The 16,330-nt window shown below is 67.8% G+C and carries 14 protein-coding genes; 3 read left to right on the top strand and 11 right to left on the bottom strand.

Annotation, left to right across the window (positions count from 1 at the left end):
• The 10 genes from murD to dinB all read right to left on the bottom strand — a co-directional run bounded on the left by murD (window position 1) and on the right by dinB (window position 12,312).
• Window positions 1-1,602, bottom strand: coding sequence for a UDP-N-acetylmuramoyl-L-alanine--D-glutamate ligase (gene murD / locus ACTWQD_RS13745; RefSeq protein ID WP_443196680.1), 1,602 nt, complete (start codon window positions 1,600-1,602; stop codon window positions 1-3).
• A complete protein-coding gene (gene mraY / locus ACTWQD_RS13740) occupies window positions 1,584-2,693 on the bottom strand; it encodes a phospho-N-acetylmuramoyl-pentapeptide-transferase (RefSeq protein WP_443196679.1) in 1,110 nt (369 codons plus the stop codon). The genes murD and mraY overlap by 19 nt, the downstream gene beginning before the upstream one ends.
• Window positions 2,690-4,159, bottom strand: coding sequence for a UDP-N-acetylmuramoyl-tripeptide--D-alanyl-D-alanine ligase (locus ACTWQD_RS13735; protein WP_443196678.1), 1,470 nt, complete (start codon window positions 4,157-4,159; stop codon window positions 2,690-2,692). Before ACTWQD_RS13735 ends, mraY begins: the two co-directional genes overlap by 4 nt.
• A gap of 6 nt (window positions 4,160-4,165) precedes the next feature.
• Window positions 4,166-5,815, bottom strand: a complete 1,650-nt coding sequence (locus tag ACTWQD_RS13730) for a UDP-N-acetylmuramoyl-L-alanyl-D-glutamate--2,6-diaminopimelate ligase (RefSeq protein WP_443196677.1) — start codon at window positions 5,813-5,815, stop codon at window positions 4,166-4,168.
• A 129-nt stretch (window positions 5,816-5,944) separates the two neighbouring features.
• A complete protein-coding gene (locus tag ACTWQD_RS13725; protein ID WP_443196676.1) occupies window positions 5,945-7,741 on the bottom strand; it encodes a peptidoglycan D,D-transpeptidase FtsI family protein in 1,797 nt (598 codons plus the stop codon).
• A 41-nt stretch (window positions 7,742-7,782) separates the two neighbouring features.
• A complete protein-coding gene (locus ACTWQD_RS13720; protein WP_443196675.1) occupies window positions 7,783-8,478 on the bottom strand; it encodes a hypothetical protein in 696 nt (231 codons plus the stop codon).
• The gene (gene rsmH / locus ACTWQD_RS13715) at window positions 8,475-9,473 is read right to left on the bottom strand and encodes a 16S rRNA (cytosine(1402)-N(4))-methyltransferase RsmH (protein ID WP_443196674.1); all 999 of its coding nucleotides are present in this window, start codon (window positions 9,471-9,473) and stop codon (window positions 8,475-8,477) included. Before rsmH ends, ACTWQD_RS13720 begins: the two co-directional genes overlap by 4 nt.
• A gap of 195 nt (window positions 9,474-9,668) precedes the next feature.
• Window positions 9,669-10,097 carry a division/cell wall cluster transcriptional repressor MraZ gene (gene mraZ / locus ACTWQD_RS13710; protein ID WP_056431195.1) on the bottom strand — a complete coding sequence of 143 codons (429 nt, stop codon included), beginning with the start codon at window positions 10,095-10,097 and terminating at the stop codon, window positions 9,669-9,671.
• A 401-nt stretch (window positions 10,098-10,498) separates the two neighbouring features.
• The gene (locus ACTWQD_RS13705; RefSeq protein ID WP_443196673.1) at window positions 10,499-10,873 is read right to left on the bottom strand and encodes a DUF3040 domain-containing protein; all 375 of its coding nucleotides are present in this window, start codon (window positions 10,871-10,873) and stop codon (window positions 10,499-10,501) included.
• 278 nt (window positions 10,874-11,151) lie between these two features.
• Window positions 11,152-12,312, bottom strand: a complete 1,161-nt coding sequence (gene dinB, locus ACTWQD_RS13700; RefSeq protein ID WP_066436447.1) for a DNA polymerase IV — start codon at window positions 12,310-12,312, stop codon at window positions 11,152-11,154.
• 176 nt (window positions 12,313-12,488) lie between these two features.
• Between dinB and ACTWQD_RS13695 the strand changes: the two genes are divergently transcribed.
• Both ACTWQD_RS13695 and ACTWQD_RS13690 read left to right on the top strand, forming a co-directional pair.
• A complete protein-coding gene (locus tag ACTWQD_RS13695; protein ID WP_443196672.1) occupies window positions 12,489-13,019 on the top strand; it encodes a hypothetical protein in 531 nt (176 codons plus the stop codon).
• Complete coding sequence (locus tag ACTWQD_RS13690) at window positions 13,016-14,110, top strand: polyprenyl synthetase family protein (RefSeq protein WP_443196671.1); 1,095 nt, start codon at window positions 13,016-13,018, stop codon at window positions 14,108-14,110. The genes ACTWQD_RS13695 and ACTWQD_RS13690 overlap by 4 nt, the downstream gene beginning before the upstream one ends.
• A 155-nt stretch (window positions 14,111-14,265) precedes the next feature.
• Here the strand turns inward: ACTWQD_RS13690 and ACTWQD_RS13685 are convergent, their stop codons facing one another.
• Entirely contained in the window at window positions 14,266-14,619 is a 354-nt protein-coding gene (locus ACTWQD_RS13685; RefSeq protein ID WP_443196670.1) for an Rv2175c family DNA-binding protein, read from the bottom strand.
• 325 nt (window positions 14,620-14,944) lie between these two features.
• On the opposite strand from ACTWQD_RS13685, the gene ACTWQD_RS13680 reads away from it, so the two are divergent.
• Window positions 14,945-16,300 (top strand): LysM peptidoglycan-binding domain-containing protein, encoded by a 1,356-nt coding sequence (locus ACTWQD_RS13680; protein ID WP_443196669.1) that lies wholly within the window; start codon window positions 14,945-14,947, stop codon window positions 16,298-16,300.
• The last annotated feature ends 30 nt before the right edge of the window (window positions 16,301-16,330 follow it).

Genomic DNA, 16,330 nt, shown 5'->3' with positions numbered 1-16,330 from the left:
TTACTCCTTGCTGGTCGAAGCCTGCCCTTCCACGAGCTCGCGGACCGCTTCGATGAAGGCGTCGCCACGGTGAGCGTAGGAAGAGAACTGGTCCATGGATGCAGCCGCCGGGGCCAGGAGCACAGTGTCCCCGGAGGCGGCTAGCTGCGCCGCCGCGGCAACGGCCTGGGCCATCACAGTCTCTCCGAAAATCGGTGAGGGTCCTGCGCCGGCGTCGGCCGTCCCGGCAGTCTGTACCTGTCCAGTTTCGCCTTTACCTTCCCCGATCACGGGGACATCGGGCGCGTGTCGCTGCAGTGCGGCCCGCAGGTCCCCGGAGTCCGCGCCGATCAGCACCACGGCCTTCAGGCGTTGCGCATGGTCCTGGACGAGGGCGTCGTAGTTGACGCCCTTGGACAGGCCGCCGGCGATCCACACGACGTTCTCGAAGGCGGAGAGGGACGCTGCGGCCGCATGCGGGTTGGTGGCTTTGGAGTCGTTGACCCAGAGGACGCCGTTATGCCGGGCGACCAGCTGGATGCGGTGGTCCCCCGGCAGGTGGTTCAGGAGGCCCTTCCGGACGTCGGCCGGCTCGACGCCGTAGGCCCGGACCAGGGCCGCCGCAGCCAAGGCGTTGGCCACCATGTGGCGCGGAGCCACCGGGCCGAGGTCGGAAACGGACGCCAGTTCGGCGGCACTGTCCTTGCGCTCGGCGATAAAGGCACGGTCCACCAGCAGCCCCTCCACGACGCCGAGCATGCTGACGGCGGGCGTGAGCGTGGTGAAGGCCACCGCGCGGCAGCCCTCGACGACGTCGGCTTCCTCGACCATGCGTTCGGTTTCGATCTGCTCCGCGTTGTAGATGCAGGCTTTCTGGGTGCGTTCGTAGACCTTGGCCTTGTCCGCGAGGTAGGACGCGTAGGAGCCGTGCCAGTCGACATGGTCCTCGGCGACGTTGAGGCAGACGCTCGCCACCGGGGAGACGGAGTCGCTCCAGTGCAGCTGGAAGCTGGAGAGCTCGACGGCGAAGACGTCGTAGTCCACCGGGTCCCGCAGGGCGTCGAGGATCGGAGTGCCGACGTTGCCGACCGCGATGGCTTTGAGCCCCGCCGCCTGCAGCATCGATTCGGTCAGCCCCACGGTGGTGGTTTTTCCGTTGGTCCCGGTGATGGTGAGCCAGTCGGCGGTCTTGCGTCCTGCCCGCCGCCGGACCCGCCAGGCAAGTTCGACATCGCCCCAGATGGGAATGTGGGCCCTGGCCGCGCCGGCCAGCAGGGACTGGTCCGGACGCCAGCCCGGGGACGTGACGATCAGGTCGGGCTTTCCGCCGTCGACCGTGGGAACGGTTTCCACGGCGTCCTCGCCCAGCAGGACGTCAGCGGCCCCGACGATCCGCAGGGTGTCCGCCTGGGCCTGCGCCCTGGAACCCGTGGCCGCGTCCACGACGACCACCCGGGCGCCGAGTTCGATCAGCGTGTCCGCGGCGGCGAAGCCGGAGACCCCGATGCCGGTGACCACCACGCGGAGCCCGGCCCAGTCGGAATCCCACGTGGTCAGGTCGCGGAGCCGGGGTGAGGTGGTGAGGGGCGCGGGAATCGGACCAGTCACAGGAGTACCACCCATTCGGCGTAGAAGATGCCCAGTCCGGCGGCGACGAAGAGGCCGCAGAGGATCCAGAAGCGGACCACGACCGTGACCTCGGCCCAGCCCTTGAGTTCGAAGTGGTGCTGGAGCGGGGCCATCTTGAAGAAGCGTTTGCCCTTGGTGAGCTTGAAGTAGCCGACCTGGATGATCACCGAGAGGGTGATCAGGACGAAGAGTCCGCCGATGAAGGCCAGCAGCAGTTCGGTGCGGGACAGGATCGCGAAGCCGGCGACGGCACCGCCGATGGCGAGGGACCCGGTGTCGCCCATGAAGATCTTGGCCGGCGAGGTGTTCCACCACAGGAAGCCGACCAGCGCCGCGCTGAGGATGGCGGCGAGCAGGGCCAGGTCCAGCGGGTCACGGACGGTGTAGCAGCCGGCGCCGGCCTGCCGCGGCGAACCGCAGGACTGGTTGGACTGCCAGATGCCCATCAGGGTGTAGGCGCCGAAGACCATGATCGAGGCGCCCGCGGCGAGGCCGTCGAGGCCGTCGGTGAGGTTCACGCCGTTGGTGGCGGCGGTGATGATCAGGTTCGACCACAGCACGAAGAGGATGGCACCGAGGAGGGTACCCGCGAAGGCGAGGTTCAGCCACGGGATGTCGCGCACCAGGGAGATCTGGTAGGAGGCGGGCGTCACCTGGTTTTCGTCCGGGAACTGCAGGGCCAGGACCGCGAAGATGATGCCCACCGCGGCCTGCAGGATCAGCTTTGCCTTGGCGTTCAGGCCGAGGCTCCGCTGCCGGGAGATCTTGATGAAATCATCCAGGAAGCCGACGAGCCCCATGCCGACCATCAGGAACAGCAGCAGCAGGGCCGAGGCGGACGGGCCCGGCGAGGATGGATTGATCATCCACATGACCAGGTGCGTGAGGCCGTAGCTCGCGAGCACAGCCAGGACGACGACGGTGCCTCCCATGGTGGGGGTGCCGCGTTTGGTGTGGTGCGTGGTGGGTCCGTCGTCCCGGATGAACTGGCCGTAGCCCTTCCGGACCAGAAAACGGATAAAGAGGGGGGTGCCCAGGAAGGCGAACAGCAGGGCAAGGCCCGCGCCCATCAGCAGTGCAATCACAGCAGCGCACTCCCTTCAGTGGCGGTCCGGCCGGGGGCCTGTGGGGGTAATGCTATCCGATCGCCCAGATGGCGCAGGCCGATGCCGTTGGAAGACTTGAACAGCACCAGGTCCCCGGGCTGCAGCTCTGCCTGCAGCAGGTCGTAGGCATCCTCCACGGTCTCGGCGAACACGCATTCGTTGCCCCAGGACCCCTCGTTGACGGCGGAGACGTAGAGCGAACGCGCCTCCCTGCCCACAACCACCAGCCGGGAGATGTTGAGCCGGACCACCTGGGTGCCGACCGCCATGTGTTCGCGGATGGAGTCCTCGCCCAGTTCGAGCATGGCTCCGAGCACGGCCCAGGTCCGGCGGCCCCTGCCAAGGTCGGCGAGGGTCCGCAGCGCGGCCCGCATGGACTCCGGGTTGGCGTTGTACGCGTCGTTGATGATGGTGACGCCGTCGGCCCGCTCGGTGCGTTCCATCCGCCATCGGCTGGCCGCCGCCTGGGCGCTGAGGGACTCGGCGATGCGGCCGGCGGGGACGCCGGCGGCGTGGGCCGCACCCGCCGCTGCCAGCAGGTTGGTGATGTGGTGGGCGCCGATCAGCTTGGCTGAGACGTGATGCCCGTTGGGGTCGCCGGGCAGGAAGAGGTCGAATTCGGGGCTGCCGCCGGGGGTCAGTCCGACCTGCCCGGCGCGGACCTGCGCGTCCCCCGCGCTCTGCGCCGTGCAGCCGAGCACGGTGGCCCGGGTGCGCCCGGCCATGGCGGCGACCCGGGCGTCGTCGAGGTTGAGGACGGCGGTGCCGGTGGCCGGGAGCGCCTCGACGAGTTCGCCCTTGGCCAGGGCAATGTTCTCGACGCCGCCGAATTCGCCGGCGTGGGCCGTGCCGACGCACAGGACCACGCCGATGTCCGGCCGGACCATGTCCGCAAGGTAACTGATGTGTCCCACGCCCGTGGCGCCCATCTCGATGACGAGGTAGCGGGTGTGGGCGTCGGCCTTGAAGACGGTCAGCGGCACGCCGACTTCGCCGTTGTAGGACCCCTGCGGCGCGACCGTCGGGCCCTCCGCCGCGAGGATGCCGGCCAGCAGGTCCTTGGTGGTGGTCTTGCCGGCGGACCCGGTGATGCCGATCACCGTCAACGGCTGGCCGTCGGCTTCCCGGGCCGCGCGGATGCGCCGGACGGTTTCCGCGGCGAGGGCGCCCATCGCCAGGACGGAGTCCTGGACGACGACGGCGGGATAGTTGTGCCCTGCGGCGTCGGCGACGTCGTGTTCGACAAGTGCCAGCACGGCTCCGCGGTCGAAGGCTGCCGCGACGAAGTCATGGCCGTCGGCCGTCTCCCCCGGCTTGGCGACGTAGAGGGATCCCGGGGTCGCTTCCCGGGAGTCGGTCACCACGGAACCGGGGATGATCCCCGGTTCGGCGGCCAGCCGGCCGTTGGTTATATCGGCGATTTCCGCCGCGGTAAATGCAATCATGTCGGTTTAGGACTCTATCCGCTGGTCTTCGAGAACGGTGAATCCCCGAGCTGTCAAGGCAGAGCGGAGCTCCACCCTGTCGTCAAGGGCGAGATTGACGCCCTTGACCTCCTGCCAAACTTCGTGCCCCCGGCCCGCGACCAGGATGGTGTCTGCCGGGCCGGCGAGTTCCACGGCTTTCCGGATGGCCGCGTCGCGGGGGAAGACCTCGAGGATGCTGCAGGCCAGGTGCTCACGCTCACGGGCCTCAACCGCGCCGGCCATCACGTCCGCGCGGATGGCCGCGGCGTCCTCGTCGTGCGGGTCGTCGTCGCTGACGATGACGGTGTCAGCGAGGCGTGCAGCGATCGCGCCCATCGCGGGCCGCTTGAGCTGGTCCCGCTGCCCGGTGGCGCCAAAGACGATGATCACCCGGGATCCTGCCTCCGGCGACCGGACCGCTTCGAGGGCCCGGGCCAGGGCGTCCGGGTTGTGGGCGAAATCGACCACGGCCGCGGGGGCGGTGGCCACGAGCTGCATGCGGCCCGGGACGGCGACCGTGAAGGGATCCCGCGCGTCGAGGGCGGTCTGGACGGCGGCGGGATCGTGGCCTGCGGCGAGCACCATGACGGTGGCCAGCGCTGCGTTGGCCACGTTGAAGCTGCCGGGCAGCCCGGTGTGGGCGCGGAGTTCGGTGCCGTCGCGGTGGCGGAGGGTGAAGTCCGTGCCGAGCCCGCGCGCGGCCGTGCCGGTGACCGTCCAGTCAGCCGCTGCAGCCGTCCCGCCGGTGCCGTGAGTGGCCAGCGTGGTGACCGGGATGCCGGCTGCGGCGGCGAGCCTGACGCCCCAGTCGTCGTCGACCGTCACAACGGCACGGCGGGCCCGTCCGGGGGTAAAGAGCTGCGCCTTGGTCTGGAAATACTCGTCCATGCTCCCGTGCAGGTCCAGGTGGTCCTGCGTCAGGTTGGTGAAGCCGGCGACGTCGAACTCGACCCCGTCCACACGGTGGAACGAGATGGCGTGCGAGGAGACCTCCATGGACGCGGCGTCGAGGCCGCGTTCGCGCATCAGGGCCAGCAGGGCGTGGACGTCCGTCGATTCCGGCGTGGTGAGGAGGCTCGGGATCGGCGCACCGCCGGCCAGGATCTCGATGGTGCCGATCAGCCCCGTCGTCTGCCCCAGGGCCTGCAGCAGGGCGTTGATGAAGTAGGTGGTGGTGGTCTTGCCGTTGGTGCCGGTGACCCCGTACAGGGCAGGCGCCGGGGCGTCCTGGGGCCGGCTCCGGTAGATGAGCGCGGACAGCCCGCCCACCAGGCTGCGGGGCTCCCCGGCCACCAGTACCGGGACCGCAATATCGTGGGAGAACGCCAGCAGGCGTGCCCCGGCCTCGTCGGTCAGCACGGCGGACGCGCCGGCCTCCACGGCCTGCGGGACAAAGTCCGCGCCGTGGCGGGCCGCGCCGGGCAGGGCGACGTACAGGTCCCCGGCCTGCACGGTGCGGGAGTTGAGGGAGATTCCGGTGACGGTCACGGAGCCGGAGGCGCCGGGCACCACGACGCCGATCGACTCGCCGATGGTTGCGAGCGGCACGGCCTCGACAGCAGCGGGCCGGAAGCCCGGGGTGGATCCGGTCCCGGACGGCGCGGCTGGACTGCCGGGGGCATTCTGATCTGACACGTGGATCTCCGTTGGTGGTGCTGGTGGATCTGGCGCCGCGCGCGGAGGAGTGCTCCGGCCGGCAGGCTCAGCTTCCGGGTACAGGGTTCTGGGTGGACGGGCTGGTGCTGGGTGGTTCTGGCGCTGGTGCTACTTGGCGTACTGCGGCAGCCGGACGGGCTCACCGGTGGACGGCGGAACGTTGTACGTCCGCAGCGCCTGGCTCATCACCGACCGGAAAACCGGCCCGTTCGAGATTCCGTAGATATCGCCTTTGGGCCGTTGCAGGACCACTTCAACAATAAACCGCGGATCGTCCATCGGCGCCATCCCCACCATCGAGGCGGTAAAGCCGCAGAACCCGGCAGTGCCGTCGTCGCAGGGCGACTGTGACGTACCGGTCTTCGCTCCCACCCGGTAGCCGTCGAGCCCGGCTTCCTTGATCTGGCCTTCCGTGACGGCGCTCTCGAGGATGTCCCGGACCTGGCGGGCGGTTTCCGGGGAAACGATCTCGCGGGGCTCCTTCGCCGGGACCTTCTCCTCCGTGCCGTCGGGGTTGATGTAGCTGTCGATCAGCCGGGGCTGGAGCATCACGCCGTTGTTGCCGATGCTTTGGAAGGCCCGGACGGTCTGCAGGGTGGACTGCGAGACGCCCTGGCCGAACAGCACGGTGTACTCCTGCCGGCCGTCCCATTGGTCGTACGGGGTGAGAATGCCCTTGGCCTGGGCCGGCAGGCCGACGTCGGGCGCCTCGCCGATGCCGAACTTCCGCAGCCAGTTGTAGCGCTGCTCCTTGGTGAGCCGCTGGCCGGCCATCACCGTGCCGGTGTTCATCGACCAGCCGAGGATGCCGGCCAGGGTCCGGTCCTCTGTCCCGTGCGCGAAGGCGTCGTTGAACGTCTGCCCGTCCACCGTGTACGACGACGGGATGGTGAACTTCTCCAGCGGGTGCGACTTGCCTTCTTCGATCAGGGCCGCGGCCGTGATCATCTTCTCCACGGAGCCGGGTTCATACGCTGCGGTCACGGCGCGCACGCCGCGGTCCTTGGCGTCGGACTTGCCGGGATCGTTGGGGTCCGGGGAGTTGGTGTCCGCCATGGCGACGATGTCGCCGGTCTTGATGTCCTGGACAATGACCACGCCCCACTCGGCGCTGAGTTTGTCCCGCTGGCTCTGGATGGCCTGCTGGGCGAAGTACTGGAGGTCGGAGTTCAGGGTGAGCTTGATGTCCTTGCCGTTGACGGCGGGCGTCAGCTGGTCCACGCCGACCGGGATGCGGAGGCCGTCGGCCCCGATTTCGAACAGCCGTTTGCCCGGGGTTCCCTTGAGGATTTCGTCCTGGGTCTGCTCGAGTCCGGCCTGGCCGGTGGTGCCGTCGACCAGGAACCCGACAATCCCGCCGGCCACCGAGCCGTTGGGGTACACCCGCTTGCTGGTGCCCACCGTGACGATGCCCGGAATCTGCAGCTTGGAGATGCGGTCCTCGACGTCGGGCTTCAGGTCCTTCGCCACGATGTAGTAGGGCTTGTCCCCGGTGAGGGCCTTCTTGACCTCGGCCGGTTCCATGCCGAGCAGCGGGGCGAGCTCGGAGATGCCCTGGTCCCGGGTGACCTGGACCAGTTCCTCCGTGCTCTCGTCGAAACGGCGGAACGTGTCGGTCTTGGTGTTGACCCGCTGGTCGACCACCACGTTGTAGCGGATGACGCTGCTGGCCAGTACGGCGCCGTTGGCGTCGAGGATGCTGCCGCGTTCTGCCGGCAGTTCGATCGGGGTGAGCCTGTTCTGCAGGGCGGCCTCGGCCATCCCGCCGACGTCGAGGCCCTGGACGAGGAACAGCTTTCCGCCGACGACGAGCAGAAGCGTCAGCATGAGTCCAAGGCCGAGGCGCAGACGCCGGGTCGCGTTCGGCTCTTTCGCCTTGCGTGCCTTGCCGGTGTTCTGCGCCACGATGTTTCCTTGCTGCTTGCCTGGCTGGTGGTCCGTCCTGCTTACTGTCCCGGGACTTTTTGCGCGGGGGCCGGGACGGAGCCGCCGTGGAGTTCGACGGCGGGTGCCGCGGGCGCGGCCGGGGCGGGCACGGCGTCGGCGGGTTCCGCAGCGGCGGCAGCTGCCGGTGCGGCGGCTCCACTTGCCGGCCCGGCGGTGTCGGCCGGCTTGCGGTTGGCGAGGGGCTCGTTGACGGTGGCCGGCGGAACGACCGTGAGCTGCCCGGCAACGGCCGGGGCGGCGATGATGGCGCCCGGGGCGTCACCCTTGACCGCAGGCTTGGCCTTGCCGGTGACAGTCAGGGTGGACAGGTCAATCTGGCCCTTGGTGGTGGAGGTAACCATGCCCAGCTCGGTGGCTTTCGCCGCGAGGTTCTGCGGGGCGTCGAAATTCTGCACCTGCTGGGTGAGGTCCTGGTTCTGCTTCGTCAGGGTGGAGTGCTCGGCCCGCAGCTGCACCAGCTGGTACTGCGCGGTGGAAACCGAGATGTTGAGGACCAGTACAGCCATGAGGGCGACCGCGAGGATGCCGAAGCAGAGCACAACGAACGGGGCGCGCCGCTTCCGCGGGGCCGACTGGACCAGCGAGAGCGGAGTGCGCGTTTTCCGGGAGGGGCCCGTGCCGGGGGTGGCCCCGGGCAGGGCGTGGGCAGTCGCCCCGGTGGCAATGGGGAAACTGCTGACAGCAGCGGTGCTCATGCGGCCCTCCTGGCTTTGATGCGTTCCACTGCGCGTAGTCTGGCGGAAGCTGCGCGTGGATTCTCGGCGATTTCGGCGGCGGTGGGCACTTCCGTGCCCTTCGTCAGGGTTTTCAGTTCGGCCTTGTGCTCCTCGAGCTCCACCGGGAAGCCCAGGGGGGCGGAGGACTTGGACCCGGCCTGGAAGAAGCCCTTGACGATCTTGTCTTCGAGTGAGTGGTAGGACATCACCACCACGCGGCCGCCGACGGCGATGGCGTTGATGGCGGCGGGGATGGCGCGTTCCAGGACGTCGAGTTCTTCGTTGACCTCGATCCGGAGGGCCTGGAAGGTCCGCTTGGCGGGATGCCCGCCGGACTTTGCGGCACCCGCGGGGACCACACGGCGGATCTGCTCCACCAGCTCCCCGGTCGTGGCGAACGGCTTCTCGGCGCGGGCTGCGACGATCCGGTTGGCGATGCGCCCGGCGAACTTTTCCTCGCCCCACTTCCGGATGATCCGGACCAGGTCCTCTTCGCTGTAGGTGTTGACGACGTCGGCGGCGGTCTGGCCGCGGCTCGTGTCCATGCGCATGTCCAGCGGGGCGTCGAAGGAGTACGCGAAGCCGCGTTCCCGTTCATCCAGCTGCAGCGAGGAGACCCCGAGGTCCATCAGGACCCCATGGACCTCAGCGAAGCCGAGGTCGTCCAGGACCTCGGGAATCTCGTCGTACACGGCGTGCACCAGGTCGGTTCGCGCGGCGAACGGCTTGAGCCGCTCCCCCGCCAGGGCCAGGGCTTCCTCGTCGCGGTCAATGCCGATCAGGTGGAGGTCCGGGAAGCGCTGCAGCATTGCCTCGGAGTGGCCCCCCATGCCCAGGGTGGCGTCGATGACCACGGGGGTCTCGCCGCGGCTGCGGGCCACTTCGAATCCGGGGGCCAACAAATTGATGCACCGGTCCCTGAGGACCGGTACATGCCGTTCGGACGTGGGCTTCGCCTGGTCAGGGTCAGTCATGCCTGCGTCCTCTCGTTGTCCGGCTGGGTCCTGGGGTGCCGTTGCCGGCGGGGATGCCCGCTTCTTGATCCAGATCCCCATCCGCGCCTACCCGTCGCAGGCCTGGCTCCGGGGAAGTGAGCCAGGACAACAACCGGTGGGCGGCTGGAGATCTCGGTCAAGAATCGTGCGGTACTGCGTGGTGCGGACGGGGATTCAGAGAATCCCCGGTATGGCGTCGTCGGTCTCCGAGAAGGCCGTCTCCTTTTCGGCGAGGTATTCGTTCCAGGCCTGGGCGTCCCAGATCTCCGCACGGGTTCCTGCACCGATGACGGCGAGTTCCCGGCCGAGCCCTGCGTACTCCCGGAGCGCCGGCGGAATCGTCACGCGCCCCTGCTTGTCAGGTACCTCGTCGGAGGCCCCAGAGAGGAAGACGCGGATGTAGTCGCGAGCCTGTTTGTTGGAGATGGGAGCCTCCCGCATTTGCTCGTGAACACGGCCGAATTCCGCCTCACTGAAGACGTAGATGCAACGTTCCTGGCCCCTTGTGAGAACCAGGCCGCCGGCAAGTTCCTCGCGGAACTTGGCGGGAAGGATGATTCGACCTTTTTCGTCAAGACGCGGCGAATGTGTGCCGAGAAACACGGCTCACCGCCCGTCTGTTCGTAGGAAGTCCAACGTCCCCTGTGCTGCCACTACCCTCTTACGTCCTCCACATTACTCCACATCCCTCCACAGTCAACGACACGCCGAGCGTTTCCGCGTCTATTTGTGGGACTTCCTGCCGCCCCGATCCTTGGTGTTGCAGGGGAACAGGCGCCGTGGTGCGAAGTGGAGGGAACGGGGAGGATCCGGCGCGGCTACCGGCAGGCGGTTGGCCGGCAACCGGCGGCGGACCAGCCGCTTAACGGCAAAAGACCCGCCGGAGCGGGTCTTTTGTGCCACCTGGTGTGTCCCGGTGGTGGGGAATGGAGGATCAGGGATCAGAACAGAGTTCAAGGTCCAGGTATTTCCAAACAGGGGGCCGGGGGTGCCCCGGCCGCAGGTCAGGGTTCGCCGCGGTGCCGTTCGTCCCAGCGTTCTTCCAGATTGCTCATGAATGAGCTTCTGGGCTTGCCCGGCTTCCTCGAGGTGCCGGCGTTCTTGGCTTTCCCGGCGGCGGAGCCCCGCATGGTGGCATAGTAGACCCCCGCCCCCATGACGACGAAGCCAAGCACCCCAACGAAAATGTTCTGGATCGTCACGCCCAGGAGCAGGAGGACGACGCCGGCCAGTGTGGTCAGAACGCCGATCACCAAATGGCGGGTTGACCATGAACGTCCCGCGTCCGAGCCCATCGAGCTGGCGAACTTGGGATCGTCCTCATGCAGCTGCTTCTCAAGTTGCTCCAGCAACTTCTGTTCGTGCTCCGAGAGCGGCACCACGACCTCCTTAAGTCGGCCAACGTCCAGACTGACGCGGCCAGTGTCCCTAAACCCACAACGTGCGGGATTCCCGCGTGGTTCCCGTTCGCCGCCATTGGTCGAAGCCGGATTTCCACGCCCCCTTGCGGGGTGATCAGCTGGTCCTGCATGAGTCCGAACGCTCGATCCGGTCGTTCCAAACTTACGTATAAATAAGGATAGTTTGTTACGCCCTGTTCTGAAAGATGCCGAACGTCCCCTTGACTTCGCCTGCGGGGCGGCGTCCAGGCCGCGGGTCAGCCCGCCGTGTTCCCGGGGTCCAGAAGCCGGGCCGGCAGCACCGATTTGGTGCCGAATTTCCGGGTCACCTGATCGAGCGCCTGCTCGGCGGCGCGCCAGTTGTCATCCCGGCGGTCAAGGCTCAACTGGAGGGGCGCCTGGGCCGCCTCCTCAAGCTGTTCGGCCCGGATGCCGACGAGCCGGACCGTCATGGGCCGGCTGCCCAGCGACTCCAGCAGTTGGACGGCGACCGCATAAAGCAGCTGGGCGCTGTCGATGGGAGTGCTGACCGTGCGGCTGCGGGTCACGGTTGAGAAGTCTGCATAGCGGAGCTTGAGGGCCACGGTACGGGCGTGCATCCCGGCGCTGCGGAGCCGCGACGCTGTCCGGTGCGAGAGCCGCAGCAGTTCCCGGTGCAGCAGCGCCTCGTCCGCCGTGTCCACTGCGAAGGTCTCCTCCGCGCCGATGCTCTTTTCGAGCCGGACGGGCGTCACCGGGCGGGGGTCGATCCCCCACGACAGGCGGTAGACGTGTTCCCCGGAGGCACCGAGCACTTTCCGGAGGGACGGCAGCGGGGACGCCGCGACGTCCGCGACGGTGCGGATGCCCATCCGGGCCAGGACCTCTACTGTTTTGGCGCCGACGCCCCACAGTGCACTGACCGGGAGGCTGTGCAGGTAGGGGACCGTCTCCTCCGGACTGATGAGAAGCAGCCCGTTCGGCTTGCACCGGGTGGAGGCGATCTTCGCCACGAACTTGCTGGCGGCGATGCCCACGGACGCCGTGATGCCCAGTTCACTGCGGACCTGGGTGCGGATGAGTTCGCCGATGACCCGGGGCGGGCCAAGCCGCCGGATCGCTCCCCCGACGTCGAGGAACGCCTCATCCACACTGAGGGGCTCCACGAGATCGGTGGTTGCACCGAAGATTTCCATGATCTGCCCGGACACCTCGTAGTACAGCTTGTGCCGGGGCTCAATGACTACTGCCGAGGGGCACATCCGCATGGCCACCGCCATCGGCATGGCGGACCGGACGCCGAAGCGCCGGGCCTCGTAGGAGGCGGACAGCACCACGGAACGGTCGGCCGGGTAGCCCACAATGACGGGCTTTCCCACGAGTTCCGGACGGCTGCGCAGTTCGACGGAGACAAAGAAGGCATCCATGTCGACGTGCATGATGCTGCTCCGCCGAAGGTCGCTTACCTGCGCTTCGCTGAGCCGCCCCGCCGCGTGCCCGGGAGCGAGCTCCCGCTGTTGTTTATCCTGGTCCGGCCGCACGACTTCAATCCTATGCCCCGGGACTGACTAAACTGGAGGCTGCATCCGGCGTCAACACCAGGAGGAATGTCCCTGTGAAGGTATTTGGACAGCACAAACGTGCTGCGGCAGCGGTTATGGCGGCGGGCACGCTGTTTGCCCTGGCCGCGTGCGCACCCGGCACGCCCGACGCCGCTTCCTCGGACTCCTCGACGGCTGCAGCGCCGTCCCCGGCCCAGCCCTCCACTACCGCGCCGGCCAGCCCCTCCGCCGAACCCGGCACGTCGGCCACCGTCGGTGCCATGGTCCCCGGGTTCCCGGAGACGCTCCTGCCCGTGATGCCCGGGGCGAAGGTGGTCTCCAGCAGCTTCGACAAGACCACGGCGCCCGCCACCGTGGCGCTGGTGGGCAGCATCTCCGCGCCGTCCGCCGAGGTGCTCGCCTACTACACCAAGGAACTCGAGGCGCAGGGCTTTAAAGCCGTTCCCGGCGAAACCGTGGGCGCCGTCCCCTCGAAGGACTTCCTCCGCGGCGACAGCGAAACGGTCAACATCTCGGTGCTGGAAACCGCCGGCGTTTCCACGTTCACCATCGGCGCGAACGTCGCCCCCGAGTCAGTCAAGTGACCCTCGCGGAGCAGCTGCGGATTGAGCAGGCGGCCTATGTTGCCGACGTCGCCGGCAAGCTCACCGACTTCCTGACCAGCCGCCAGGCGGTGATGTCCTCGATCTCCCCTGACATCGATCCGCTGATGGGATCCATCTCCAACCTGGTCACCGGCGGGAAACGCCTGCGGGCTCTGATGTGCTACTGGGGCTGGCGCGGCGCCGGCGGTGAGGCCGGAGCCAGCGAAGTGGTGACAGCCGGCTCGGCCCTGGAGCTCTTCCAGGCCGCCGCCTTGATCCACGATGACATCATTGACCGCTCTGACACGCGCCGGGGCGGCCCCAGTGTGCACCGGCGCTTCAGTGAACTGCACGAGACGCAGGGCTGGGCCCTGGACAGTGAACGGTTCGGCCACGCTGCCGCCATCCTGACCGGCGACCTCTGCCTGTCGTTCAGCGAGGAGTCCTTCACCGAAATCGGGGACAGTGCCGCGTCGGGGAGCCGGGCACGGCTGATCTTCAACCTCATGCGGGCCGAGGTCATGGCGGGACAGTACCTGGACATCCTCGAGGAAGTTGCCGGCCCCCGGCGGGACCGGGCAGGAGCCGTCAGCCGGGCCCAGTCCATCATCCGGTTCAAGTCCGCCAAGTACTCGACGGAACACCCGCTGGCGTTGGGCGGCGCCCTGGCCGGCGCGCACGACGAGCTGCTGCGGGGCTATTCAGCCTTCGCACTCCCCCTCGGCGAGGCCTTCCAGCTCCGTGACGATGTGCTGGGCGTTTTCGGCGATCCGGTGACCACCGGCAAACCCGCCGGGGATGATCTGCGTGAAGGCAAGCGCACGGTCCTGATCGCCTTTGCCCTTGACCTGGCCAGCCCGGCCGAGTCGGCCTTCATCGATGCGAAGCTGGGCAGCCCCCAGCTGGACGAGGCCGATGTGGACGAAATCCGCCGCATCATCATGGAGTGCGGCGCGTTGCAGGCCACCGAAACCCTCATCGAGGAGTTCGGACGGGCAGCCTATGCCGCTTTGGACCTTCTGCCGCTGGACGAACTGCCCAAGACGGCGCTCCGAAAGCTGGCCGAGGCGACGGTCAGCCGCGCGGCCTGACCCGCCGGCCAGCCACCGCAGTTAAACGGCCACGGCAGTTGGCAGGCACAACAGATAACAGCCACTGCAGCTCACAAAGCAGGCCCTGTACCTCCTCAACGAGGGACAGGGCCTGCTTTGTGGTTAGTAGCTGATGGCGGGGAACTCCGCGGCGCCTACCAGGCCAGGGACTGGGCGCGGCGACGGATTTCCGTTTTCCGGCCCTCCCGCAGGGCGTCAATAGGCCGGCCGCGGAGGGATTCATCCGCCGTAAACAGCCAGACAATCAGCTCTTCGTCGGAATAGCCGGCGTCCGCGAGGACCACAATTGTCCCCTTCAGGCTTTCAACCGCGTGGCCGTCCTGGATGAATTCCGCAGGAACGCAGCGGATCCGGCGCTCGCCCACCCGCAAGGCAGCCAACGCGCGTTCGTCAAGGAGCGCATGGACCTTGGTAATCGGAACGTCCAGGAGTTGTGCGACATCGGGCAGGGGCAGCCATTCGCCCACCAGGCTTTCTACATTGCTCACGGATCAAGATTGCCATGCCGGCGGGCTTTGCGCCTAGTTTGACGGCATCCCACCAGCGGACTTTCCCCGCTTTCCCCGAGTCTGCCCGGACGGTGTTCCGGCGATTCCGGCGGGCACCCCGCATTACTCCCGGTAAGCGGCCCTTCCCCGGTAAATCACAGACTTCTTGTGCTGGCAGGCAATTCGTGAGAGATTCTCATAGATCACATTTGTAACAGTGATAACTTTAATCACACTGTTACCAGCAGTAACAGGAATAACTTAAGTAACAGCGTTACCACAGGCCAGCCCCGCAGCGTTCGCCGCTGAGAAGAGGATCTTCCCCATGACGACGTTCCGTTCGCCAAAGCCCAACCCCAGGCCCAGCCTGCCGATGCTTGCGGCCACGACGGCAGCCCTTCCCGCCGTCGTTCTTTCCTCTCTGGCGATCGCGGAGCCGGCATCTGCTGTTGCGCCCCGCGCGCTGCCTGCCACGCTGGCGGCCGCCATCCAGGCCCAGGCTGCCACTACGCAGGCCCCGGCACTCATCCCGTCCGGGTCTGTCCCGGCGACTGTTCCTTCCGCGTTCCGCCCCGCCGAGGTCGCCGCTCCGGCGGAATACACCATTGCCCGCGGCGACACCATCAGCGCCATTGCCGGCAGGTTCGGCCTGGACACGCACCAGGTCCTCGCCCTGAACGGGCTGCAGGCGAACACCATTATCTACCCCGGCCAGAAGATCAAGCTCGGCGGAGAAGCATCCGCCCCCGCTCCGGCCGCCCCGGAAACACCCGCTGCGGCTGCAGCCGGCGGGGTCTACACCGTCAAGTCCGGTGACACCCTGGGCGCGATCGCAGACCGCCACGGCGTCAAGCTCTCCGAGGTCTTCAGCTGGAACGGGCTCTCCATGAGCTCCATCATCTACCCCGGCCAGCAGATCAAGATCGGCGGCGGCACCGCCGCCCCGGCACCGTCCGCCCCCGCACCGGCACCTGCCCCGGCAGCACCCACCGCTTCCGCCCCGGCGGGCTCGTACACCATCAAGTCCGGCGACACGCTCTCCGGCATTGCCGCGAAAAACGGCGTCAAGCTCGCCGACGTCCTCTCGGCCAACGGCCTGACCATGAGCAGCATCATCTACCCCGGCCAGAAGCTGGCCCTGTCCGGCGGATCCGTGGCACCGGCTTCGACTCCGCCCGCTGCTCCCGTGACACCGCTGGTCCCCAACAGCTTCCTTGGCTTCACCTACCCGGACGCCGTGGTCAGTTCCGCCAACCAGAACAAGGCCCTGCTGAACGCCGCCCCGGTGCCCAGCCGCGAAGAAATGAAGTCGATCGTGGCGGACACCGCCCGCCGCATGGGCGTCGATCCCTCGCTGGCTTTGGCCTTCGCCTTCCAGGAGTCCAGCTTCAACCACCGCTCGGTCTCCCCCGCGAACGCGATCGGCACCATGCAGGTCATCCCGTCCTCGGGCGAATGGGCCTCGGACCTGGTGGGCCGCCAGCTGAACCTCCTGGACCCCTACGACAACGCCACGGCCGGCGTCGCCATCATCCGCCAGCTGATCCGCACCAGCCCGGACCTCGACACCGCGATCGCCGGCTACTACCAGGGCCAGTACTCAGTCAGCAAGTACGGCATGTACGACGACACCAAGGCCTATGTCGCGTCCATCAAGGCGCACCAGAAGAACTTCGGCTAACAGTCCAGGCCGCCCCGGCGCCAGCCGACC

The sequence above is a fragment of the Pseudarthrobacter sp. 1C304 genome (genome assembly GCF_052245515.1).
Taxonomy (GTDB): Bacteria; Actinomycetota; Actinomycetes; order Actinomycetales; family Micrococcaceae; genus Arthrobacter.
This window is presented reverse-complemented; position numbering and strand designations above follow the sequence as displayed.

Bases quoted from the DNA above. Each gene is read 5' to 3' on its own strand.
- rsmH (WP_443196674.1), bottom strand. From the start codon at position 9,473: ATGACTGACCCTGACCAGGCGAAGCCCACGTCCGAACGGCATGTACCG.
- murD (WP_443196680.1), bottom strand. From the start codon at position 1,602: ATGGGTGGTACTCCTGTGACTGGTCCGATTCCCGCGCCCCTCACCACC.
- ACTWQD_RS13720 (WP_443196675.1), bottom strand. From the start codon at position 8,478: ATGAGCACCGCTGCTGTCAGCAGTTTCCCCATTGCCACCGGGGCGACT.
- dinB (WP_066436447.1), bottom strand. From the start codon at position 12,312: ATGCACGTCGACATGGATGCCTTCTTTGTCTCCGTCGAACTGCGCAGC.
- ACTWQD_RS13680 (WP_443196669.1), top strand. From the start codon at position 14,945: ATGACGACGTTCCGTTCGCCAAAGCCCAACCCCAGGCCCAGCCTGCCG.
- ACTWQD_RS13735 (WP_443196678.1), bottom strand. From the start codon at position 4,159: ATGATTGCATTTACCGCGGCGGAAATCGCCGATATAACCAACGGCCGG.